The organism is Allobosea sp. CS1GBMeth4 (assembly GCF_900185715.1).
Taxonomy (GTDB): Bacteria; Pseudomonadota; Alphaproteobacteria; order Rhizobiales; family Beijerinckiaceae; genus Allobosea.
The window spans coordinates 44456-67240 of the sequence record NZ_FYAS01000004.1; the positions used below are offsets into that span (position 1 = coordinate 44456).

General features: G+C 67.6%; 22 protein-coding genes. 8 read left to right on the forward strand and 14 right to left on the reverse strand.

Translation table 11 applies throughout. The features are described 5' to 3' along the window. Nucleotides 1-7: 7 nt before the first annotated feature. The 3 genes from CS1GBM4_RS02375 (at nucleotide 8) to CS1GBM4_RS02385 (ending at nucleotide 4877) form a co-directional block, all read left to right on the forward strand. On the forward strand, nucleotides 8-1408 hold the full coding sequence (locus CS1GBM4_RS02375) for a flagellar hook-basal body complex protein (protein ID WP_186417085.1): 1401 nt from the start codon (nucleotides 8-10) through the stop codon (nucleotides 1406-1408). Nucleotides 1409-1485: 77 nt separating this feature from the next. After that, nucleotides 1486-3351, forward strand: a complete 1866-nt coding sequence (gene flgK / locus CS1GBM4_RS02380) for a flagellar hook-associated protein FlgK (protein WP_186417086.1) — start codon at nucleotides 1486-1488, stop codon at nucleotides 3349-3351. Nucleotides 3352-3362: 11 nt separating this feature from the next. Further along, on the forward strand, nucleotides 3363-4877 hold the full coding sequence (locus CS1GBM4_RS02385) for a hypothetical protein (RefSeq protein WP_186417087.1): 1515 nt from the start codon (nucleotides 3363-3365) through the stop codon (nucleotides 4875-4877). An 85-nt stretch (nucleotides 4878-4962) separates the two neighbouring features. Here CS1GBM4_RS02385 and flaF read toward each other — a convergent pair whose 3' ends face one another. From flaF to CS1GBM4_RS02425, 8 genes are all read right to left on the reverse strand, one after another. Continuing rightward, nucleotides 4963-5334 carry a flagellar biosynthesis regulator FlaF gene (flaF, locus tag CS1GBM4_RS02390; protein WP_186417088.1) on the reverse strand — a complete coding sequence of 124 codons (372 nt, stop codon included), beginning with the start codon at nucleotides 5332-5334 and terminating at the stop codon, nucleotides 4963-4965. Next, nucleotides 5318-5710 (reverse strand): flagellar biosynthesis repressor FlbT, encoded by a 393-nt coding sequence (gene flbT / locus CS1GBM4_RS02395; protein WP_186417089.1) that lies wholly within the window; start codon nucleotides 5708-5710, stop codon nucleotides 5318-5320. The genes flaF and flbT overlap by 17 nt, the downstream gene beginning before the upstream one ends. Before the next feature lie 35 nt (nucleotides 5711-5745). Continuing rightward, nucleotides 5746-7080, reverse strand: a complete 1335-nt coding sequence (locus tag CS1GBM4_RS02400) for a flagellin (RefSeq protein ID WP_186417090.1) — start codon at nucleotides 7078-7080, stop codon at nucleotides 5746-5748. Nucleotides 7081-7270: 190 nt separating this feature from the next. Then, nucleotides 7271-8593, reverse strand: coding sequence for a flagellin (locus CS1GBM4_RS02405; RefSeq protein WP_186417091.1), 1323 nt, complete (start codon nucleotides 8591-8593; stop codon nucleotides 7271-7273). A gap of 285 nt (nucleotides 8594-8878) precedes the next feature. Next, nucleotides 8879-9349: a hypothetical protein gene (locus tag CS1GBM4_RS02410; protein WP_186417092.1), complete on the reverse strand. Its 471-nt coding sequence runs from the start codon at nucleotides 9347-9349 to the stop codon at nucleotides 8879-8881. Between the two features lie 240 nt (nucleotides 9350-9589). Then, nucleotides 9590-10078, reverse strand: coding sequence for a hypothetical protein (locus CS1GBM4_RS02415; protein WP_186417093.1), 489 nt, complete (start codon nucleotides 10076-10078; stop codon nucleotides 9590-9592). Beyond that, the gene (locus tag CS1GBM4_RS02420) at nucleotides 10071-10427 is read right to left on the reverse strand and encodes a rod-binding protein (protein WP_186417094.1); all 357 of its coding nucleotides are present in this window, start codon (nucleotides 10425-10427) and stop codon (nucleotides 10071-10073) included. Before CS1GBM4_RS02420 ends, CS1GBM4_RS02415 begins: the two co-directional genes overlap by 8 nt. After that, nucleotides 10427-11479, reverse strand: coding sequence for a flagellar basal body P-ring protein FlgI (locus tag CS1GBM4_RS02425; RefSeq protein WP_186417123.1), 1053 nt, complete (start codon nucleotides 11477-11479; stop codon nucleotides 10427-10429). Before CS1GBM4_RS02425 ends, CS1GBM4_RS02420 begins: the two co-directional genes overlap by 1 nt. A 453-nt stretch (nucleotides 11480-11932) precedes the next feature. Here CS1GBM4_RS02425 and CS1GBM4_RS02430 point away from each other — a divergent pair, with 453 nt between their 5' ends. Then, the gene (locus CS1GBM4_RS02430; RefSeq protein WP_186417095.1) at nucleotides 11933-12340 is read left to right on the forward strand and encodes a flagellar assembly protein FliX; all 408 of its coding nucleotides are present in this window, start codon (nucleotides 11933-11935) and stop codon (nucleotides 12338-12340) included. A 41-nt stretch (nucleotides 12341-12381) separates the two neighbouring features. Here CS1GBM4_RS02430 and CS1GBM4_RS02435 read toward each other — a convergent pair whose 3' ends face one another. Both CS1GBM4_RS02435 and CS1GBM4_RS02440 read right to left on the reverse strand, forming a co-directional pair. Continuing rightward, nucleotides 12382-12927 carry a 2,4'-dihydroxyacetophenone dioxygenase family protein gene (locus tag CS1GBM4_RS02435; protein WP_186417096.1) on the reverse strand — a complete coding sequence of 182 codons (546 nt, stop codon included), beginning with the start codon at nucleotides 12925-12927 and terminating at the stop codon, nucleotides 12382-12384. A gap of 98 nt (nucleotides 12928-13025) precedes the next feature. After that, nucleotides 13026-13742 (reverse strand): SDR family oxidoreductase, encoded by a 717-nt coding sequence (locus CS1GBM4_RS02440; protein WP_186417097.1) that lies wholly within the window; start codon nucleotides 13740-13742, stop codon nucleotides 13026-13028. A 215-nt stretch (nucleotides 13743-13957) separates the two neighbouring features. On the opposite strand from CS1GBM4_RS02440, the gene CS1GBM4_RS02445 reads away from it, so the two are divergent. The 4 genes from CS1GBM4_RS02445 (at nucleotide 13958) to CS1GBM4_RS02460 (ending at nucleotide 16836) form a co-directional block, all read left to right on the forward strand. Continuing rightward, nucleotides 13958-15172, forward strand: coding sequence for an NADP-dependent isocitrate dehydrogenase (locus CS1GBM4_RS02445; RefSeq protein ID WP_186417098.1), 1215 nt, complete (start codon nucleotides 13958-13960; stop codon nucleotides 15170-15172). A 160-nt stretch (nucleotides 15173-15332) separates the two neighbouring features. Beyond that, complete coding sequence (locus tag CS1GBM4_RS02450) at nucleotides 15333-15581, forward strand: DUF6719 family protein (RefSeq protein ID WP_186417099.1); 249 nt, start codon at nucleotides 15333-15335, stop codon at nucleotides 15579-15581. Between the two features lie 25 nt (nucleotides 15582-15606). After that, complete coding sequence (locus CS1GBM4_RS02455; RefSeq protein ID WP_186417100.1) at nucleotides 15607-16338, forward strand: DUF695 domain-containing protein; 732 nt, start codon at nucleotides 15607-15609, stop codon at nucleotides 16336-16338. 36 nt (nucleotides 16339-16374) lie between these two features. Next, on the forward strand, nucleotides 16375-16836 hold the full coding sequence (locus tag CS1GBM4_RS02460) for a GFA family protein (RefSeq protein WP_186417101.1): 462 nt from the start codon (nucleotides 16375-16377) through the stop codon (nucleotides 16834-16836). Between the two features lie 194 nt (nucleotides 16837-17030). Here CS1GBM4_RS02460 and CS1GBM4_RS02465 read toward each other — a convergent pair whose 3' ends face one another. The 4 genes from CS1GBM4_RS02465 to recA all read right to left on the reverse strand — a co-directional run bounded on the left by CS1GBM4_RS02465 (nucleotide 17031) and on the right by recA (nucleotide 22742). Beyond that, nucleotides 17031-17660 carry a hypothetical protein gene (locus CS1GBM4_RS02465; protein WP_186417102.1) on the reverse strand — a complete coding sequence of 210 codons (630 nt, stop codon included), beginning with the start codon at nucleotides 17658-17660 and terminating at the stop codon, nucleotides 17031-17033. A 2-nt stretch (nucleotides 17661-17662) separates the two neighbouring features. Beyond that, nucleotides 17663-18814: a cyclic nucleotide-gated ion channel gene (locus CS1GBM4_RS02470; RefSeq protein ID WP_186417103.1), complete on the reverse strand. Its 1152-nt coding sequence runs from the start codon at nucleotides 18812-18814 to the stop codon at nucleotides 17663-17665. A 7-nt stretch (nucleotides 18815-18821) separates the two neighbouring features. Next, complete coding sequence (gene alaS / locus CS1GBM4_RS02475) at nucleotides 18822-21473, reverse strand: alanine--tRNA ligase (RefSeq protein ID WP_186417104.1); 2652 nt, start codon at nucleotides 21471-21473, stop codon at nucleotides 18822-18824. 183 nt (nucleotides 21474-21656) lie between these two features. Beyond that, nucleotides 21657-22742: a recombinase RecA gene (gene recA, locus CS1GBM4_RS02480; RefSeq protein ID WP_186417105.1), complete on the reverse strand. Its 1086-nt coding sequence runs from the start codon at nucleotides 22740-22742 to the stop codon at nucleotides 21657-21659. Between the last annotated feature and the right edge of the window lie 43 nt (nucleotides 22743-22785).

A 22785-nucleotide genomic window follows, 5' to 3' on the forward strand; every position in this document is an offset into this window, starting at 1 on the left:
GGTTGCGATGGGTGTTTTCAGTGCGCTGACGACGGCGGTGACGGGCATGCAGGCCCAGTCCTATGCCCTCGAAAATATCTCCGGCAACATCGCGAATTCGCGCACCGCCGGCTTCAAGCGGGTCGATACCAGCTTCTCCGACCTCGTGCCGGATTCGGCGCTGAACCGGCAGGTCGCCGGCTCGGTCGCCTCCTACAGTCGCGCCACCAACACGATCCAGGGCGACCTGAACGCGACCCGCATCGATACCAATGCGGCGATCAACGGCGACGGCTTCTTCGTGGTCGACCAGCGCCAGAGCGGCGTCGGCGCCTCGACCCTGTTCGCCAATTCGAATCTCTACACCCGCCGCGGCGATTTCGACTTCGACGCCGACGGCTACCTCGTCAACGGCGCCGGCTACTATCTCAAGGGGCAGAAGATCGATCCCGTCACCGGCCAGGTGATCGGCAGCCAGCCCGACGTGCTGCGCATCACCAAGGACCAGTTCCCGGCCAAGGCGACGACCGAGATCGAGTATCGCGCCAATATCCCGGCCTATCCCAAGACCAACGTCGCCAATACCAGCACGCCGGGCTCCGAGCTGCTGAACGCCGGCACCGGCTTCGGCACCAATCCGGGCACGACGGCCTCCGGCGGCACCGGCACCGTGGTCGGCAGCGACCTGACCACCTTCCTCAACCGCTCGATCCCCGGCGGCTCGGTCACCGTCTACGATTCGCTCGGCAAGGCGACGAGCGTCGAGCTGCGCTGGGCCAAGGTCTCCAACGCCGCCGCCGGCCCGCCGGCCGTCAGCGATACCTGGAACCTGTTCATCGCCGAGAACACCAGCGCCACCGGCGCGACCGTCGCCTATCGCAACGTCGACGTCGACATCACCTTCGATTCGACCGGGCAGATGACGTCGCCGGCCGGCGGCAACATCGCGATCCCGACCATGACGATCGGCGGCACGACGATCAGCGGCATCACCATCACCACCGGCGGCAACGGGCTGACCCAGAACGGCGACACCAGCGGGCAGATCGACGCCCGCAGCATCCGCCAGAACGGCTACACCGCCGGCACGCTCGACCGTGTCGCGATCTCGAACGAAGGCCAGGTGATCGGCACCTTCAGCAACGGCCAGGTCGTGGCGCTGGCGCAGATCGCGATCGCCCGCTTCAACGCCTCGAACGCGCTGAAGCGGCTCGACGGCGGTGCCTTCGAGGAGACGATCGAATCCGGCGCGCCGATCGTCGGGCTCGGCACCTCGCAGCTCATCGGCGGCAATGTCGAGCAGTCCAACACCGACATCGCCGACGAGTTCTCGAAGATGATCGTCACCCAGCAGGCCTATTCGGCCAACACCAAGGTGATCACCACGGCGCAGGAGATGCTGCGCGACGTCTTCAACATCATTCGCTGAGCGGCTGAACGCAGCCTGGCCCGACGGCCCAGGAGGGCCGGGCCGACGGAACGAGCCAAAGACGACAGGAGTTGACGATGGGTCTCAGCACCGCGCTCGGCACCGCCATTTCCGGGCTGAACAGCTCGCAGGTCGGTATCGGCGTCGTTTCGCAGAACGTCGCCAATGCCGGCACCGCCGGCTATGTGCGCCGCACTGTCTCGAACGTCGATTCGATCAGCGGCCGCACCGTCGGGATCAACAACCCGAACGTCCAGCGGCTGCTCGACCGCATCGTCCAGCACCAGCTCCTGCAGGAAAGCTCGGGCGCGGCCTATACCGCGACCCGCGCCCAGGTCTTCGCCAATCTCGACCAGCTCTACGGCGCGCCCGGCAGCGCGACCGCGCTGGACTCGATGTACAGCAAGTTCACCAGCTCGCTGCAGGCGCTGCAGAACGACCCGTCCTCCTATACCAACCGCACCGCCGTCATCGACGCCGCGAGCCAGCTCGCCAATCGGCTGCGCGGCCTGTCCGACGGGGTGCAGCAGCAGCGCGCCCAGGCCGAGGCCGGAATCGGCGCGGCGGTGACGCGCACCAACGAACTGCTCGACCAGCTCACCGACGTCAATGCGCGCATCGTCAACGCGCCGCAGACCTCGGCGACGGCGGATCTGCGCGACCAGCGCGACCGGATCATCTCCGAACTGTCGCAATATGTCGAAATCCGCACCGATGAGCGGCCGAACGGCTCGGTCAGCATCACCACGGCCTCCGGCACGCAGCTCTTCGATGGCCGCCCGACGATCCGGTTCGAATTCGATCAGCGCGGCAATATCGGCCCGCAGTCGCAATGGAGCAGCGACCCGGCCCAGCGCGGCGTCGGCACCATCGTCGCCCGCGACCTCTCCGGAAACAGCTTCGACGCGATCGCCAACAACACCTTCCGCTCCGGCGAGATCGGGGCCCTGATCGAGCTGCGCGACAAGACGCTGGTGCAGGCGCAAAGGCAGCTCGACGAAATCGCCGCCCAGCTCGCCAGCGCGCTCTCGGACCGCGAGATCGCCGGCACGGCCGTGACCGCTGGCGCCGCGACCGGATTCGACGTCGACCTCGCCGGGCTGCAATCCGGCAATTCGGTGACGCTCGACTACAAGGTCACCCCGGGCGGCCAGACCCAGCGCTTCACCTTCGTGCGCGTCGAGTCGGCGGCATCGCTGCCATTGCCGGCCTCGGCGCAGGGCGACGCCAACAACCGCGTCATCGGCATCGACTTCTCGGGCGGACCGGCCTCGGTCGCCGCGCAGATCCAGGCAGCGGTCGGCCCGGGCTTCGCCGTCTCCAACACCGGCTCGGTGCTGCGCATCGTCGACGACGGGGCGGCGGGAACGCGCGACGTCGTCGGTCTCACGGCCCGGCCGACGCAGACCTCGCTGACCGGCGGCACGGGCGAGCTGCCCTTCTTCGTCGATGGCCGCGACAACGGCGCCTATACCGGCTCCTATGAGGGCGGGGCGCAGTCCATCGGCTTCGCCTCGCGCATCGCCGTCAACCCGGACCTGGTCGCCGACCGCTCGCGGCTGGTGGTCTACGACACCAGCCCGATGACGCCCCAGGGCGACGCGACCCGGCCGGCCTTCCTCTACGACCGGTTGACCTCGAGCCAGCGCAGCTTCACCAATGCCACCGGCTTCGACGGCTCGACCGCGACCTCGAGCGGCACGGTCTCGAGCTTCGTCCAGCGCGTCGTGGCGGGGCAGGGCCAGGCGAGCGAGCAGGCCAAGCGCCTCGACGAGGGCCAGCAGGTCGCCTTCGCTTCGGTGCAGAGCCGCTTCCTCGAAGACACCAAGGTCAATGTCGACGAGGAAATGTCGACATTGATCGAACTGCAGAGCGCCTACGCCGCCAATGCACGGGTCATCTCCACGGTGAAGGAGTTGCTCGACGTGCTGATGAGATTGTGAGGAGATAGCCGATGACCATCACCGCCACCGGCGTCGGCGCCTATCGTCTCGCCAGGCCCAACCAGTTCGTCTCGATGCGCGGCCAGCTCGACGACCTGCAGCGCCAGCTGGCGACGCAGAAGAAGTCGGAGACCTATGCCGGCCTCGGCATGGACCGCGGCGTCAGCCTCGATCTGAACAATCGCCTCTCGATGCTCGACGGTTATCTGACCGGGATCGAGCGCGCCGACGTCAATCTCAAGCTGATGACGAAGGCGGTCGAGAATTTCTCCAAGCTCGCGGCCGAAACGCGCTCCGACGCGCGCCCGGACAGCTATGTCGAGACCTCGACCGGGCGCACCTCGCCGCAGGTCCTCGCCGAGGAGAAGTTCAAGCAGACGCTCGACCTGCTGAACAGCCAGGTCAACGGGCGCTATCTGTTCTCCGGCCGCACCTCCGATGTCGAGCCGGTGGTGAGCTATTCGCTGATCATGGACGGCGACGCCAGCCATGCCGGGCTGAAGCAGCTGATCTCCGAGCGCAAGCAGGCCGATCTCGGCGCTGCGGGCCTCGGCCGGCTGGTCACCGGCGGCGCCGGCACCAATGCGACGATCGCCGAGGAGGCGGCGGGGCTGCCCTACGGCTTCAAGCTGACCGGCGCCTCGAGCAGCAGCGCGGCGCTGACCACGGCCTACAATGCCGGGCCGCCGGCCGACATCGCCGTCAACGTCGCCGCGCAGCCGCAGCCGGGCGACACGCTGAAGATCACCCTGGCGCTGCCGGACGGCACGACGGAGGAGATCATCCTGACGGCGCGGGCGGAGGGCACCACCGGGGCCGCCGCCGACGGCTTCGTCATCGGGCCGGACGTCAACACCACGGCCGCGAACCTGCGCGCCTCGATCGGCGCGGCCCTGTCGCGCGAGGCGAATACGTCGTTGTCGGCCGCTTCGTCCCAGGTCGCGGCCAAGGACTTCTTCGCCGGCAGCCCGAGCAATCCGCCGCTCCGGGTGCCTGGACCTCCTTTCGACACCGCGACGGCCGCACCCGCGCCCGGGACCGCCGCCAATACGGTGATCTGGTATCAGGGCGACGACGCCGCCGGCCCGGCCAGGGCCACGGCGAGCGTCCAGGTCGACCAGGGCCAGCAGGTGGCGGCCGGCGCCCGTGCCAACGAGGAAGCCTTCCGCACCGGGCTGGCGCAATTCGCGATCATGGCGGCCGAGACCTTCCCGGCGAGCGATGCCAACTCGAAGCTGCGCTACGAGGCGATGACCGAGCGGGTGCGCAACACGATCGGCTTCCCGACGGGGACGCAGAACCCCGCGGAGATCATCGTCGAGCTCGGCTCGGCCCAGACCGCGATGGCTCAGGCCAAGGAACGTCACACCGCGACCAAGGACTATCTGAGCACGACGCTGTCGGGCGTCGAGGATATCAGCAAGGAAGAGGTCGCGATGCAGATCCTGGCGCTGCAGACGACCTTGCAGGCGAGCTATCAGACGACCTCGATGCTTTCCCAGCTGCGCCTGACGAACTATCTCTGACGCTGCCGCCTCGGCGGCAAAGGAAAACGGCCCGGAGCGAATCCGGGCCGTTTTTCTTTTGTCCGAGATGTCGTCGGCGCCGCGTTCAGCGGCCGCGCAGGCCGGCGGCGATCTCGCGGTTGATATTGACGAGGGCGGCGAGCGCCTGCGGCTCCGGCGCGGCGGCGACCTGGAAGGTGCGGTTGAAGATGAAGTTCGCCAGCCCGAGGATGTTGCGCTTGATCTCGACCGGCAGCGGATTGTCCTCGGCGATGACCGCCGAGACGAGCAGGGTCCAGAGCTTGCGGTTGTAGGTCAGGGCCTCGTCGAGCTCGCCGGAGCGGGCGCCCCAGTCGTCGACGATCATCTGGAGGCGGGCTGCGGCCTTGAGCAGCAGGCCGGCTTCGAGTTCGCGGGGAGACTGGACATTCTGGGCCGCCTTCGAGGCCGCGGCGTAGGCGCTAAATCCGCTTTGCATGCTCGAGCAGTTCCGCCTCGTAGGAGATCAGCTTCTTGGCAGCCTTGAGCGCCTTGTAGAGCTCGCCGCTTAAGATGCAGTTATTGATTTCGGAAACATGCGGCAGAGCGCTCGGCGCCGCCTGGAGGAAGTCGCGCACGAGCTGGAAGTAGATCTCGTGCTGCGTCGTCGGGTCGCCGGCCAGATACATGAGCTGGATGGCGAGATAGATCTTCTTCGCCGGCGTGTCGGCGGTCGCGGCGGTGAGGATGTCCTTCTCGCGCAGGATCGGCGCCTCGCCCTCGATGAAGAAGCGCGTGCGCTGCTCGTCGTTGCGGATGACGACCGAGCCGATGATGATGCGCTCGTTCGGCTTGAGCTCGACCTTGAGGGCCATGGCAGTCCCGCCTTCTGGCTGATGGGAAGGGAAGGTCAGCCGAACAGGCGCAGCACGCCCTGATCGGCCTGGTTGGCGAGCGAGAGGGCGGTCTGCGAGAGCTGCTGGCGCGTATTGAGCGCGAGCAGGCTGGCGCCTTCCTCGTTCGGATCGGCGAGGACGAGGTTGCCGGCGCCGGTGGTCAGCACGTTCGACAGTTCCTTGGTGAAGTCCTGGCGGGTCTGGGCGACCGAGAGGTTCGAGCCGAGGGTCGAGGCGAGCGACTTCAGCGAGGTCAGTGCGCCGGTCAGGGCAGCCGTCGCCTTCTCCAGGTCCATGTCGTTCTGGAAGTTGATGAAGCCGGCGAGCTGCGTGTTGATCGCGCGCGGGATGCCGAGGTTGTCGGCCGTCAGGTTCGAGCCCTGGATGTCGAGCTTGGTCTGGTTCCGCCCGGTCTTTTCGTTGAAGACGATGGTCAGGCGGTCGCCCGAGAGCAGGTTGATGCCGTTATAGCTCGAATCCTTGGCGAGATCGTCGATCTTGTCGCGCAGATCGTTGAACTGGTCGATCAGGTTCGAGCGCACGGCCGAGGTGACGTTCGACGAGGTGATGCTCGACGTGGCGACGGCGGCGTCGGCCGCCAGGAAGCCGATGACGGTGTTGCTGGAGCCACCCTGGGCGGCGGTGATGGCGGCCGGGCCGGCGTTGCCGACGCCGAAGCCGAAATCGACGGTTTCGGAACCCTTGCCCTTGACGTTGAGCTGGCCCTTCTCGTCGACGAAGGCGGTGACGAGCCCGGATTTGTTGATCTCGTTGACGATGTCGCGGACGGTCGTCGTCGACGTCAGCGCGAAGCTGACCTCATAGGTGTCGGAGCCGACGGTGATCGAGAAGGCGGCATTGGTGTTGGTCGTCGTGTCGATGCCGAGGTGACCGGGCGAGGAGGCGGTCGCAGCGACGGGTGCGGCGGCGGCAGGGGCGCCGATCAGCTTGTCGAGAGCGATGTCCTTCAGGCTCTTGCTGGTCACCGCGGTTTCCGCGGCCGTCGCCAGGGCCGTGCCGGCCTTGGTCGGCCTGTTCTGAGCCGCATCCGCCTGAGCCTGCTTGATGGTCGACTGCAGCGAGTTCACCAGCTTGGTGATGCCGTCAATGCCTTTGGAAGCGGCCTGAATGGTCTGGATGCCGTTCGAGATGCCGTCGAGCAGGCCGGTGAGCTGGCTCGAGCGATCGTTCAGCGAGGCGGCAGTGAAATAGTTGACCGGGTTGTCGATCGCCGAGTTGACCTTGCGACCGGTCGCAAGGCGGTTCTGGATCACGCCTTGCTGGGCCGTGGTCTGCTGGAGGGTCAGCAGGTTGTTGCGGACGCCGTTCGACAGGATCGTGTTGGCCATTTCAGGTCCCTCTGACAGCGCGCTTCGGCGCTCAACCAGCTTGCTCTGGGCCAACAATCCTTTGTTAAGGCTAAGAAACGGTTAATGGCGCGGCTCGGCTGACAACGAAAAAGCGGCGGAGCCGAGGCTCCGCCGCTCTTTTGACTTCGGCCCGCTTCTGCGGGGTGATCCGCGTTCTGCGGAGCGAAGATCAGAACAGGCGCAGGACGCCCTGATCGGCCTGGTTGGCGAGCGAGAGCGCCGTCTGGGCGAGCTGCTGACGGGTCTGCAGCGCGAGCAGGGAGGCGGCCTCGGCGTTGACGTCGGCGTTGGTCAGGTTGTCGGCGCCGGTGGTCAGGACGCTCGCCATGTCCTTGGTGAAGTCCTGGCGGGTCTGGGCGACCGAGAGGTTGGCGCCGAAGGTCGAGGCGAGCGACTTCAGCGAGGTCAGCGCGCCGGTCAGGGACTTGGTCGCGGCTTCCAGATCGGAGTCGTTCTGGAAGTTGGTGGTGCCGGCGAGCTGGGTGTTGCCAGCCTTGACGATGCCGAGGTTGTCCGAGGTCAGCGAGGTGCCCTGGACGTCGAGCTTGGTCTGGTTCTTGCCGGTCTTCTCGTTGAAGACGATCGACAGGCGGTCGCCGCCGAGCAGGTTGATGCCGTTGAAGCCCGAATCCTTGGCGAGATCGTCGATCTTGCCGCGCAGATCGTTGTACTGGTCGATCAGGTTCGAGCGAACCGCGGAGGTGATGCCCGAGGACGCAATGCCGGCGCCGGTACGATCCGCGGCGACGAAGCCGACAGCCGTGTTGGCGCCGCCGGTCTGCGCATCGGTGATCGCAGCCGCGCCGCTCGCCGCCGCCGAGCCGATACCAACCTGGAGGGCGTCGGAGCCGGTGCCCTTGACGTTCAGCTGGCCCTTCTCGTCGACGAAGGCGGTGGCGATGCCCGACTTGTTGATCTCGTTGACGAGATCGCGGACCGTCGCATTCGTGCCGTCGAACGAGGCTTCATAGGTCGTCGAACCGGCGACGATCGAGAGGCCGATGTTGACGTTGGCGGTCGCGAGACCGACGTTACCCGAGGTCGAGGCCGTCGCAGCGTTGTTGGCGGCGTTCGCATCGTCGTCGAGCAGCTTCTTGTCGAGGGCGATGTCCTTCAGGCTCTTGCTGGTGGCGACGACTTCCGCCTGGGTGGCGAGGGCCGTGCCGGCCTTGGTCGGCCTGTTCTGGGCCGCGTCGGCCTGGGCCTGCTTGAGTGTCGACTGCAGCGAGTTCACCAGCTTGGTGATGCCGTCGATGCCCTTGGAGGCGGCCTGGATGGTCTGGATGCCGTTCGAGATGCCGTCGAGCAGGCCAGTGAGCTGGCTCGAACGATCGTTCAGCGAGGCGGCGGTGAAGAAGTTGACCGGGTTGTCGATCGCGGAGTTGACGCGCTTGCCGGTCGCGAGGCGGTTCTGGATCGCCTGGGCCTGCGTCTGGGTCGACTGCAGCGACGACAGGTTGTTGCGGACGCCGGCGGAGAGAGAAACGGCCATTGTGAGATACCTTCCTGGTATGTTGCCTTCTGGCGTCGGACCGTTCTGGCCGCGACCCGTGGACCATCGGGTCCGATCTCGTAACAGCTGGTAAATTCGATCCGCCCAATTGCCTGCGATCCGGGCAAAGCCGGGGCGTGGTTAACGAGAGGTGACGGACCTCGCCTGAGCGGCCAGGCCCGACCGCCGCGGAACGAGACCAGGACAAGGAAAAGCCGCCGGCGGCGGTTCGTCGGCGGCGGCCGCAACGGGCGAGAGATGAAGACCGGCGCCGCAGCGCCCGGATCAGGCGATGCGCTCGATCTCGTGCGTCGGCGCCGCAGCGGCTTCGCGATCGCGTTCGATCAGCTCGCGCGAGAGGGCGCGCAGCTTGAGCAGGGTCTCGTCGGGATATTGCTCGACCACCTCGCCGCTCTCGCGGTTGGTCTTGCGCAGCACGATGCTGCGCGTCTTCGGGTCGACCTCGAGCCGGCGGTCGATCACCTCGCGCAGGTCCTGCTGGCGGCGCCGTTCCTCGAAACGGCGCTGCTGCATCATCTCGTCCTGGGCGCTCTGCTGACGCTGCGCGTCAAAGCGGCGCTCCTCGGCGCGGGCGCGGATGTCGAGCTGGACCGGCTCGCCGGCCGCGATCGAGCGCACCGTCTTCTCGGGGGCGAGCTCGACGGGTGCTGCGCCGTTCTGGACGGAGATATCGGTGCGGATCGTCGCCGGGACGGCACCGGTGGCGAACGTCTTGGGTGTCGCGCCGAAATCCATTCTGGACTCCTCTCGCAAGGCGGACTTCTTCCAAGAGCGAGACGATGCGGCAGAGAGTTGAATCTGCCGTTAGGGAAATTGGTAAATTTCTATGAATTCAGCGCATATTCTCTGATGCGATAGAGTTAATGTGCGGTCGGCCGAGTCATGGTCCAGATTAACGCTGTCGTCGCTCGCTTCCGGCGTCTGTTCGACTGGCCCGTCGGCAATCTGAGGCCGCCGCTCCGGCCATCGTGACTCTTACAGGCTCTTCGAAATCACCAATGGCCCGGCGTTCGGCCGGGCGAAGACTCCGGCGCCGACCGAGGCCGTCGGTCCATAGCCCGGCGCCCTGTTCTGCCGGTTGGTGTCGGTGGCGAGGTCGCGCATGATCGATTCCGAGATCGCGCGCGCGGTCGCCAGCACGGTCTGGTTCAGGTCGATCAGATCCTGGAAGGCGAGATGGGCGCTCTTGAGGCGCTTGACCCTTTCTGGCGCAAAGCGGGCGAGCGCCACCGCGTTCAGCTTGATCTGCTCGACGCCCTTCATATAGCTGCCGGCGAGCTCGGCCTTGCGCGCCTCGCGCTCCATCGCGTCCTTGAGCCGCCCCGCCTTGACCAGCCCGGTCTCCTCGCCGACGACATGGGAGAGGGCGCCGAGGGTCTCCAGCACCGCCTCGATCAACTGCTCGGCCTCGACCGCGCTGGAGACGCGCGGGCGCTCGTCGACGACGCGCAGGCGGTCAGACATTGCCGGCTCCCGCCGACTTGCCGGCCGCGGCCTGGACCTGGATCAGGTCGCGCATGATCTGGTCGGACAGGCCGACGCCGCCGGCCCGCTGCAGCTGCCTGGCGTACTCCTGGGACAGCATCGAGCGCCAGACGTCGCCGCCCGTGCCGTTCTCGCCGAGCGGCCCCTCGGTCCCGTTCGAGCTCATCATGGTCTGCGTGAAGTTCTCGAGGAAGACGGCCTCGAAATCGTCGGCGGTCTTCTTCGCCTTGCCGTTCTGCGCGCTGAGGGCGTCGGCGATGCCGCCGGCGAGATTGACGGCGGCGCCGATGGCGAGCTTGGCGGCGGGGGCGGCGAGGAGGGCACTCATTACATCACCTCGATGTCGGCTTGCAGCGCGCCGGCTGCCTTGATGGCCTGCAGAATGGAGAGCATGTCGCGCGGGCCGATGCCGAGGGCGTTCAACCCGTCGACCAGCTCGCGGAGGGTCACGCTCTCCCTGACCAGGGCGAGCTTGTTGGTGCCCTCGGTGTCGACCTTCACGTTGCTGCGGGGGACGACGACGGTCCGGCCGTTGCCGAACTCGTTGGGCTGGCTGACCTGCGGTTCCTCCGAGATCGTCACCGTCAGGTTGCCCTGGGCGACGGCGACGGTCGAGACGCGGACGTCCTTGCCCATGACGATGATGCCGGAGCGTTCGTCGATGATGACGCGGGCGCCCTGATCGGGCTCGACCCGAAGCTGCTCGATATCGGTCAGCAGGCGGATCATGTTGCCCTGGAAGCGCGGCGGGATCTGCAGCGCCACGGTCGAGGGGTCGGTCGGCTCGGCCGAGTCGCCGCCGATGAAGTCGTTGATCGCGGCGGCGATGCGGCGGGCCGTGGTGAGGTCGGGGTTGCGCAGCGACAGGCGCAGCGTCTTCAGCTTGTTGAGGGCGAAATCGATCTCGCGCTCGACCAGGCCGCCATTGGCGATGCGCCCGACGGTCGGGACGCCGCGGGTGATCTTGGCGGCCTCGGCCTCGGCCGAGAAGCCGGCGATCGCCACCGGGCCCTGCGACACCGCATAGACTTCGCCGTCGGCGCCGAGGAGAGGGGTCGCCAGCAGCGTGCCACCCTGCAGCGACTTGGCGTCGCCGAGGGCCGAGACGGTGACGTCGAGCCGGGTGCCCTGGGTGGCGAAGGGCGGCAGGTTCGCCGTCACCATCACCGCGGCGACGTTGGCGGTGCGCATGCTGGCGCCGCGGGTGTTGACGCCGAGGCGCTCCAGCATCGCCTGCAGCGACTGTTTGGTGAAGGGCGCGTTGTTCAGCGTGTCGCCGGTGCCGTTGAGGCCGACGACGATGCCGTAGCCGAGGATCTGGTTGGAGCGCACGCCCTCGACCGAGGCGAGATCCTTGATGCGCGAGAGCGCGGTGCCCATGCCGCCGCTGCCGGCGAAGGCGCTGCGCGAGACGCCGGCCTCGGCCGCGCCGCTGCGGGGCTGGCCGCTGCCGCCATTGCCGTTGCCGCCGCGGCCCTGCGGAGCCGCCGGGCCGAGATCGGCCGCCATGGCGGCGCCGGCCAGCAGCAGCGCTGCGAGCGGCGTCAGCAGATGGCGGAGGCGAAGGTGGCGAAGCATGAAGCACCGGGACGGATGTGACGTCGTCAACCCGTTGCGAAGAGCATGCCAATTGGAGAGAAAGCGAAAGCGCTTTTTAATCAGTATTTTAGGGATGTGTGGCCTGATCGGGCAGGGTGAGGCGGCCGGCGCAAAGCTGCCGCCCCCGGCAAATCCTGCCGGGCGGTTTACCGGTCGTTAACCACGTTGCCGGCACAAGGAAGCGGGTCGGCCAGCGTCCGTTCAGCGCCTTCGGGCAGACCTTGCGAGAGCGTGATGATCCGCATCGACCAGCGCAGTCCCGTCAGTTCGACCAGCCCGGCCAGGCGGAGCGGGGCGACGAGCGGCGCGAGCTTCCGCCTTCCGACCCGCGAGACCGCCACGGCGGCGCAAAGCGGGGCGGTCAGCCATGCAGGCTCGCTCGACGGGCTGCTGGCCGTGCAGGCCGAGGAGGACGGGCAGGAGCGCAAGCGACGCCAGGCGCGGCGCGGCCACGACCTGCTCGACGGGCTCGACCGGCTCAAGGCCGCGCTGCTGGCCGGGCGCGTCCAGGTCTCCGAACTGGAGCGGCTGAAGGCGGCGCTGTCGGCACGCCGCGAGACGACGGACGATCCGCGCCTCGACGAGGTGCTCGCCCATATCGAGCTGCGCGCCGCGGTGGAGCTGGCGAAGCTCGGACGCTGATCGAGCGGGCCCACGGAGCCGCGTTGTCTTGCCGGGGCAGGTCAGCGGATGAACTGATCCGCGAACTCGGGGCCGAGCCCGTTCTGCGCGTAATGCGCCCGGCATTTGTCGAGCCGGGTGAAGACGTCGTCGTAGCCGAGACATTTGCCGTCCGGGTCGACATAGATCATCGCGCCGTTGACCTGGAACATGGTGATCATCTCCTCGACGTCGGGATCGACCACCAGAGTATGGGTCTCGCCGGGCGCCTCGTAGACATAGGCGCCTTCGGTCGCGACCCAGTCATGTTCGAGATAGCGCCACTTGCCCTTCAGTACATAGCCGTGCACGGGCTGCGGGTGGCGATGGCGCGAGAGCACGCCGGCGCGGCGCACGCGCAGCAGGTTCATCCAGTAGCCGCGCGTCACCGAGAGGCACAGGGGCCGGAACCAGACATTGTCGTCGACCGGCACCCAGACGCGCTCGTCCTCGGGGATGACGTTCGGGACGATCAGCTCGGGCGGGGAATCCTTCGGCTGCGGATGCCGGTAGGGAGTCCAGCGTTCTTCGGCGCTGAGCTGGGCGGAAACCGGGCTGACCTTGTTCATCGACGTTCCTCCGCTTGATCTCTTGATTCAGCCGGCTTGGCGAGCGATTCAGGAAACGCCGCCATGCCGCTGATGTTTATGGTCTTTCCTGCCCGTCGTCACACGGCGAGATAGCCGCCGTCGACGGGCAGGACCGTGCCGGTGACGAAGCGGGCGGAATCCGAGAGCAGGAACAGGACGGCGCCGCCGACATCGGCCGGCTCGCCCCAGCGATTCATCGGTGTGCGCGACAGGATCGGCGCCGAGCGTGCGGGATCCTCGACGAGCGGGCGCGTCAGCTCGGTCGCGATCCAGCCGGGGGCGACCGCGTTGACGCGGATGCCGTCCTGCGCCCAGGCGGCGGCGAGCGACTTGGTCAACTGCCCGACGCCGCCCTTGGAGGCGGCGTAGCCCGGCGCGTAGGCCGAGCCGTGGAAGGTGAGCATCGAGGCGGTGTTGACGATCGCGCCCTTGGCGCGCGCCAGCTTCTCCTTCGCCGCCAGGCACATGCGCATCGTGCCGGTCAGGTTGACCTCGAGGGTGAGCCGGAAGGCCTCGATCTCGAACTCCTTGCCGCCGCGCTGGATCATGCCGGCGCAGTTGACCAGCGCGTCGATGCGCTCGCAGCCGGCCACGATCGCCGCCACCTGCGCGTCGCTGGTGACGTCGAGCCTGTCATGGCGGATCGCGGCATGGGCGGGCGTCGCCGCGACCTCGTCCCGCGTGAGGCCGGTGGCGAGGACCCGGTAGCCGGCTTGCGCGAGCGCGAGCGCCGCGCCGGCGCCGATGCCGCGGGTGCCGCCGGTGACGATGGCGAAGGGAGGCGAGGCTGTCATGGCGCCAATCTAAAACGGTTCGCAAGCTTGCCAACTGCGCCTGAAGCCGGGGCGCTCTGCGTCGGCGCGCCCGAGCCGCATCGTGCGGCCGCTGCTCCTTGCCCAAAAGGCCCGCTTCCCCCTTTGGACGGAACCCGCTAGGAAGCGCGCGGGCCGGCGGCGGTGCTCCCGCCGCACCGGATCGTTCAGTCTGACCAGAGCAGGGGTCGCATCACATGAGCAAGATCAAGGTCGCCAACCCGATCGTCGACATGGACGGCGACGAGATGACCCGCATCATCTGGCAGCATATCAAAGACAAGCTGATCTTCCCCTATCTCGACCTCGAGCTCGACTATTTCGACCTCTCGGTCGAGAACCGCGACAAGACCAACGACCAGGTCACGATCGACGCCGCCAACGCCACCAAGAAGCACGGCGTCGCGGTGAAGTGCGCCACCATCACGCCGGACGAGGCGCGCGTGAAGGAGTTCAACCTGAAGGAGATGTGGAAGAGCCCGAACGGGACGATCCGCAACATCCTCGGCGGCGTGATCTTCCGCGAGCCGATCATCTGCCGCAATGTGCCGAGATTGGTCCCCGGCTGGACCCAGCCGATCGTCGTCGGCCGTCATGCCTTCGGCGACCAGTACCGCGCCACCGACTTCAAGTTCCCCGGCAAGGGCACGCTGACGATCAAGTTCGTCGGCGAGGACGGCCAGGTGATCGAGAAGGAGGTGTTCAAGGCGCCGGCCTCGGGCGTCGCCATGGCGATGTACAATCTCGACGAGTCGATCCGCGACTTCGCCCGCGCCTCGCTGAATTACGGCCTGATCCGCAAATACCCGGTCTATCTCTCGACCAAGAACACCATCCTCAAGGCCTATGACGGCCGCTTCAAGGACATCTTCCAGGAGGTCTACGAGGCCGAGTTCAAGGCGGAGTTCGACAAGCTCGGCATCACCTACGAGCACCGCCTGATCGACGACATGGTCGCCTCGGCGCTGAAATGGTCGGGCGGCTATGTCTGGGCCTGCAAGAACTATGACGGCGACGTGCAGTCCGACACGGTGGCGCAGGGCTTCGGCTCGCTCGGCCTGATGACCTCGGTGCTGATGACGCCCGACGGCAAGACCGTCGAGGCCGAGGCCGCTCACGGCACGGTGACCCGTCACTACCGCGAGCACCAGAAGGGCAAGGAGACCTCGACCAACTCGATCGCCTCGATCTTCGCCTGGACGCGCGGCCTGTCGCATCGCGCCAAGCTCGACGACAACCAGGCCCTGGCCAATTTCGCCAAGCTGCTCGAGAAGGTCACGGTCGACACCGTCGAGGCCGGCGACATGACCAAGGACCTCGCCCTGCTGGTCGGCCCCGACCAGAAGTTCCTCTCGACCACCGGCTTCCTCGACAAGGTCAGCGACAATCTGCGCAAGGCGATGGCCGCGTAAGCGGTCGAAGCCTCGTTCGGAACGGAGAGCCCGGCCTCGCGGTCGGGCTCTTTTTGCGTGGATGATGGCTGCCGGCCGCCGGGACGAGCGAGAGCCGCTGCACGCCTCTACTTCCGGTTGATCGCAGGTGCTAGTGTCCCCCCGGACTGGGAGAGAGCAAATGACACGCCTTGGCATTTCTGGAATCGCGCTTTCGTTGCTCCTGATCGTCGAGCCGGCGGCCGCACAGCAGGTTTACAGCCGAGAACCTGCCAAAGGTCAGATCCGGAGCGGCCAGAAAGTGCTGGTCGACGATGGCCGCTGCCCGCGAGGGCAAATTCTCGAGGTGACCGGCGGCACCAATCCAGGACTCAGCGGACAGCATGGACGATCGACAGAGCGCCAACGCCGTTGCATTCCTCGCATGTGAGGTTGAACAGCCGAGGAGCGCGTCGGTGAGCGACAACTGGGACTTCTATCCGCTCCTGGTCGATAGCAGGCCGGCCTCGATCTATGTCGACTTGGGGCTGGCCGGGACTGCGCCAGTGAGAACCCAGCCGCATATGGGCTATGTCCGCGTGTCCATGCGGCAACCAAGAGAGGATGGTCTGTCGAGCAGTGAGGAGTTCGAAGCCCTCATAAAACTGGAAGATGCCCTCATTGACCGCGTGGCCGCCACCGGCGTCACAACCTATTGCGGACGAAACACGTCCAGTGGCTACCGGGATTTCTATTTCTACACGAGCGATCCCACGGCTTTCTCGGCGTCCGCTGAGGAGGCAATGGCGGATCAACCGGAATATGAATTCCGAACCGGAGCGCGGCTCGACCCTGACTGGGATGCCTACTTCAAATTCCTCTACCCGACGACCGATGACATGCAGCGCATCATGAACCGCAGGGTCACCGACAAACTCGCAAAACATGGCGATGTGTTGTCGAAGCCGCGCCCCATCGATCACCTTGCCCATCTGCCGAATGCAAGCGCGGCAGCAAGCCTGCTCGGCCTTCTCGGCGAGCAGGGCTTCACGGTCCATGAACCGGAGGCCGGTGACGGTTCCGTGATGTTGAGGTTCGAACGAGCCGATCGGCCCGACGCTCTCGATGAGGTGGTGATTCCCATTGCGCGCCGCATTAAGGAGCTGGGTGGAACTTATGACGGATGGGGCTGTGAAGTCGTCAGCTGATCAGTTCCGAACGTCCCGCCCGGGTCGGACGCCGATATGACCGAAACCTCCTCCGTCCTCACCGGCGGCTGCCAGTGCGGCGCGGTGCGTTATCGCCTGCTGAAGGCGCCGTACAAGGTCTCGGTCTGCTTCTGCCGGATGTGCCAGAAGGCGGTCGGCAGTTATTTCGGCGCCTTCGCGTCCTCGCGCATCGCCGATGTCGTCTGGACGCGCGGGCGCCCGGCGATCTTCGCCTCATCGGAGGTGGCCGAGCGCGGCTTCTGCCGCGAGTGCGGCACGCCACTCAGCTTCAGCTATCCCGGAATGGGCACGCTCTCGCTCACTGTGGGCAGCCTCGACGACGCGGCGGCGTTCGCGCCGACCCACGCCTATGGCGTCGAGGGCAGGGCGCCCTGGTTCGACGATCTCTGCCGCCTCGAGGGCACGCGCACGGAAGACGACATCCCGGCGGAGGAACTGCCGGCCTATCGTTCGCGCCAGCATCCGGACCATGACTAGATTTGAGTGTTCCGGAGATAGCCAATCCGATCTTGAGCCGTCTTTCCGGGGCAGGCCGATAGGCCTGAGCCCGGAACCCAGAACCGATGCCATGCCTTAAGAAGCGCGTCGATCACCGTGCCACTATGACGACCGGCATCGGTTCTGGGTTCCGGGCTCGCCGCGGCGCGGCGACCCGGCAAGACGGTGGGGGATCACTCCACCATGACCTCGCGTCGCGCCAGCACGCGCGGGCCGGTGAGTGGGGCGTCCATCACATAGCGCAATTCATAGGTGCCGGGCTCGGCCGGCGCCTCCAGCGTGCTCTCGACATTCTCGGCCGGGAAGAAGCTCGGGCCCTGCCCGTCGGCCGGCGCATCGGGCCGGACCAGCACGACGCGGTCGCGGTCACCATTGGGGCCGATGCCGCGCACGGGCAGGGGGTTGCCGCGGGCGACCCGGGCCGGGGCGGCGAGCGTCGCGGCCGGCGCCGTCGTCGCCAGCGGCTGACGCAGCAGGATGACGGGCTTGCCCTCGCTCTCGCCGAGCAGCCGCCATTCGTAGCTGCCGACCTCGCCCGGGGCCGGGAGCGACAGCACCGTGACCTGACCGAGCGGGGCGGCGACGATCGCGGCCTCGGGCGGGTCCGTCGGCCTGACGATCGCGAGGCGGGCATTGGCCGGGGCGCGGCTGACGAAGGCGGTCGCCATGGCGCCGGCCATCAGCGTGCGCGGCGCCGAGAGGCTCGGGCCCTGCGGCGGCCGCTGCGGGCGCGGCTGCTGGGCCGGGGCGCGCATCGGCGCGGCCGCGACAGCGAGGCCGATCAGCAGGGAGCGGCGCAGCATCGTCATCGTCCGCCGAGGCCGCGCAGATGCGCCGCCAGCTCGGGATGACGGGCGGTGAGCGCCCGGAAATCGATCGGATCGAGCACGAGCAGCTTGCTCGGCACGGTGGCGCGGGCATCGAGCCGCGTTTGCGCCGCAGGCTGGTCGACCGGAAGCTCGCCGAAATGGGAGCCTTCGTCGAGCTTCTCGCAGGCGGTCTCCCGGCGCAGCTCGACCTCGCCGCTGGCGACGAAATAGAGCGCCTGAGCAGGCTCGTCGGGACGCAGGATCACGGCGCCACCGCGGACGCTCTGGGCCCGCAGGACCCGCATCACCTCGGCGATCTCCGCCGCGGTCAGCCCGCTGAACAGCGGCACCCGCGCGATCATGCTCCAGGTGACGACGAATTCGCGGCGGTGGATCTCCTGGGCGAAGGCCGTCGCGATGATGCCGACCGGCAGCGCCAGCATGACGAGCCCCATCACCGCCGTGAGCGAGGCGAGGACCTTGCCGAGCGGGCTCACCGGGAAGGCGTCGCCATAGCCGACGGTGGTCAGCGTTACGATCGCCCACCACATCGCATCGGGGATGGTGCCGAACTTGTCCGGCTGGACTTCGGCTTCGGCGAAATGCATCAGCGTCGCCGAGACCAGCATGGCGCCGACCAGGATGACGAAGCAGGCGAAGAGCGCCTTGCGCTCGGCCGCGAGCGCCGCCGCCAGCGAGGCCATGCCCGGCGAATAGCGGCCGAGCTTGAAGAAGCGCGCCAGCCGGAAGAGCAGCAGGATCTTGAACTCGCCCATGCCGAACAGGGCGGTGTAGAGCGGGATCGTCGCCAGCAGATCGACCAGCGCTCCGGGCGAGACGAGATAGAGCCGCCGCGCCTGCCAGGCGCCGAGGCCGCGATAGCGCAGATGCTCCGGAGCGGTCCACAGCCGGACGGCATATTCGATCGTGAAGACCACGACGGAGACCCACTCGATCGCGACGAAAACGGGCCCGTAGGCCGCCAGGCCGGGGACGGATTCCAGCACCAGCGCCGTGACGTTGACGATGATCAGCGCCACCAGCCCGGCATGGACGAGCCGCGCCGAGAGGTCGTCGCCGGCGCCGTGGTCGATGATCAGATGCGCCCGCCGCCGCCAGCTCGTCCCAAGCTGCAGGGCGGGCGCCATGGCGGGATCAGCCCATCGCGGCGGCGACGGCGTCGAGAGCCGCCTGCGCCTGGTTTCCGTCCGGGCCGCCCGCCTGAGCCATGTCGCGGCGGCCGCCGCCGCCCTTGCCGCCGAGGCGCTCCGAGGCGGCGCGCACCAGCGCGACCGCGTCGAAACGCTCGGTCAGGTCGGGCGTGACGCCGACGACGACTCCGGCCTTGCCGTCGGCGGCGACGCCGACAATGGCGACGACGCCTGAGCCGACGCGGGACTTGGCCTCGTCGGCCAGGCTCTTCAGGTCCTTCATCTCGACGCCGGTGACGGCGCGGGCGAGCAGCTTCGCGCCGGCGACCTCGCGGATCGGGTCGCTCGCCTCGCCGCCCCCGCCCATGGCGAGCTTCTTGCGGGCCTCGCCGAGCTCGCGCTCGAGCTTGCGACGTTCCTCGACCAGCGCCGCGACGCGCGCCGGCAGCTCGGCGACCGGCGCCTTGAGCAGCCCGGCCATTTCGTCGAGCGCGACGCTCTCCTGCCGCAGATGGCGGCGCGCCGCCTCGCCGGTGAGCGCCTCGAGCCGCCGCACGCCGGCGGCGACGCCGGCCTCGGACAGGACCGTGACGAGCCCGATATCGCCGGTGCGGCCGACATGGGTGCCGCCGCAGAGCTCGACCGAGAAGGCCCTCGGCGTGTCGCCGTCGCGATCGGTCCCCATCGAGACGACGCGGACCTCGTCGCCGTATTTCTCGCCGAACAGCGCCCGCGCCCCCGACGCGATCGCGTCGTCGACCGACATCAGCTTGGTGTTGACCGGCTCGTTCTGCAGCACCAGCCGGTTCGCCATCTCCTCGACCCGGGCGAGCTCCTCGCGCGAGATCGGCTTGGGATGGCTGAAGTCGAAGCGCAGCCGTTCCGGCGCGACCTGCGAGCCCTTCTGCGCGACATGGTCGCCGAGGACGCGCCGCAGCGCCTCGTGCAGCAGATGCGTCGCCGAATGATTGGCGCGGATGGCGCCGCGCCGGCCATGGTCGACGACGAGCTCGGCCGGCCTGCCGATCTCGACCGTGCCGGAGACGACCTTGACCTGATGGGCGAAGACGTCGCCGAGCTTCTTCTGGACGTCGGTCACCTCGGCCCTGAAGCCGGGGCCGGCGATGGTGCCGGTGTCGCCGACCTGGCCGCCGGACTCGCCGTAGAACGGCGTCTGGTTGAGGATGACGATGCCGCTCTCGCCTTCCTTCAGCGTCGCGACCTCGGCGTTGTCCCTGACCAGGGCGGTGACGACGCCCTCGGCGCTCTCGGTGTCGTAGCCGAGGAACTCGGTGGCGCCGACGCGTTCGCGCAGCGGGAACCAGAGCGTCTCGGTCGCGGCCTCGCCGGTGCCGGCCCAGGCGGCGCGCGCCTTGGCCTTCTGCTGCGCCATCGCCGCGTCGAAGCCCTCGACGTCGACGCCGACGCCGCGGGCGCGCAGCGCGTCCTGGGTCAGGTCGAGCGGGAAGCCGTAGGTGTCGTAGAGGGTGAAGGCGATATCGCCCTTCAGCTTGTCGCCGGAGCCGAGACCCTGCGCCTCCTGGTCGAGGATGGCGAGGCCGCGCGCCAGGGTGGTGCGGAAGCGGGTCTCCTCGAGCTTCAGCGTCTCGCCGATCAGCGCCTGCGCCCGGATCAGCTCGGGATAGGCCTGGCCCATCTCGCGCACCAGCACCGGCACGAGCTTGTGCATCAGCGGCTCCTTGGCGCCGAGCAGCTGCGCATGGCGCATGCCGCGGCGCATGATCCGGCGCAGCACATAGCCGCGGCCCTCGTTGGAAGGCAGCACGCCGTCGGCGATCAGGAAGGCCGAGCAGCGCAGATGATCGGCGATGACGCGGTGGCTCGCGCTCATCGGCCCGTCGGAGGGGACGCTGGTCAGATCGGCGATGGCGCGGATCAGGGTCGCGAACAGGTCGATGGCGTAGTTGTCATGCGTGCCCTGGAGCACGGCGGCGATGCGTTCCAGACCCATGCCGGTGTCGATCGAGGGGCGGGGCAGGTTGGTCCTGATGCCGCCCGCGGCCTCCTCGTACTGCATGAAGACGAGGTTCCAGATCTCGATGAAGCGGTCGCCATCCTCATCGGGCGAGCCCGGAGGGCCGCCGGGGATGTGGTCGCCATGGTCGTAGAAGATCTCGGAGCAGGGGCCGCAGGGGCCGGTGTCGCCCATGCGCCAGAAATTGTCCGAGGTCGGAATCCGGATGATGCGCGAATCCGGCAGCCCGGCGATCTTCTTCCAGAGCGCATGGGCGTCGTCATCCTCGGAGAAGACGGTGACGGTCAGCTTCTCCTTGGGCAGGCCGAATTCGCGGGTGACCAGGGTCCAGGCATGGGTGATCGCCTGTTCCTTGAAATAGTCGCCGAAGGAGAAGTTCCCCAGCATCTCGAAGAAGGTGTGGTGCCGGGCGGTGTAGCCGACATTGTCGAGGTCGTTGTGCTTGCCGCCGGCGCGCACGCATTTCTGCGCCGTGGTGGCGCGGGCATAGGGACGCCTCTCCTGGCCGGTGAAGACGTTCTTGAACTGCACCATGCCGGAATTGGCGAACATCAGGGTCGGATCGTTGCGCGGCACGAGCGGGCTCGACGGCACCACCTCGTGGCCGTTCGCCTTGAAGTAATCGAGGAAGGTCGACCTGATCTCGTTGACGCCGCTCATCGCAATCTTGGCTCTGTTCTGGTGGGCCGGCCGGCCCGGCGCAGTGGTTCTAGTCAGCGCGCCGACGCCTGTCCAGAAAGCGCCGGCACGGATGCGGCACCGGCGAGCGCCGGCCGCAAAACGGCAAGGGCGGCCGAAAGGCCGCCCCCCGCACCCGATGGCTGCGCGTCGCCGCCTGGCGGCTCAGGCCTCGCCCTCGTCGAGATCCTCGGCGGTCGGGTCGGCATTCTCCAGGATGCGCTCGGCGACCAGGCCCGAATTCTGGCGGATGGTCGTCTCGATCCTGGCGGCGACGTCGGGATTGGCCTTGAGGAAAGCTTTGGCGTTCTCGCGGCCCTGGCCGAGACGCTGGCTGTCGAAGGAGAACCAGGCGCCGGACTTCTCGACGATGCCGGCCTTGACGCCGAGATCGATCAACTCGCCCGATTTGGAGATGCCCTCGCCGAACATGATGTCGAACTCGACCTGCTTGAAGGGCGGGGCGACCTTGTTCTTGACGACCTTGACGCGGACCTGGTTGCCGGTCGCCTCGTCGCGATCCTTCAGCGTCGAGATGCGGCGAATGTCGAGGCGCACGGAGGCGTAGAACTTGAGCGCGTTGCCGCCGGTGGTGGTCTCGGGACTGCCGTACATCACGCCGATCTTCATGCGGATCTGGTTGATGAAGATCACCATGCAGTTCGAGCGCGAGATCGAGGCGGTGAGCTTGCGCAGGGCCTGGCTCATCAGGCGGGCCTGCAGGCCGGGCTGGTTGTCGCCCATCTCGCCCTCGATCTCCGCCCGCGGCGTCAGCGCCGCGACGGAATCGACGACGAGCACGTCGATCGCGCCGGAGCGGACGAGCGTGTCGGTGATCTCGAGCGCCTGCTCGCCGGTATCCGGCTGGGAGATCAGGAGATCGTCGAGATTGACGCCGAGCTTGCGGGCATAGACCGGGTCGAGCGCGTGCTCGGCGTCGACGAAGGCGCAGACGCCGCCCTTCTTCTGCGATTCCGCGATGGTGTGGAGCGCGAGCGTGGTCTTGCCGGAGGATTCGGGACCGTAGATCTCGACGACCCGGCCCTTCGGCAGGCCGCCGACTCCGAGCGCGATATCGAGGCCGAGCGAGCCGGTCGAGACCGTCTCGATCTCGATCGCCTGCTGGTTCTTGCCCAGGCGCATGATCGAGCCCTTGCCGAAGGCCCGTTCGATCTGCGAGAGCGCCGCGTCGAGCGCCTTGGCCTTGTCCATCGAAGAGCCTTCCACCAGCCTGAGATTCGCCTGATTCACGACGTGCGCTCCTTATGGCAGGGGCGCGATCACATCTCAATCC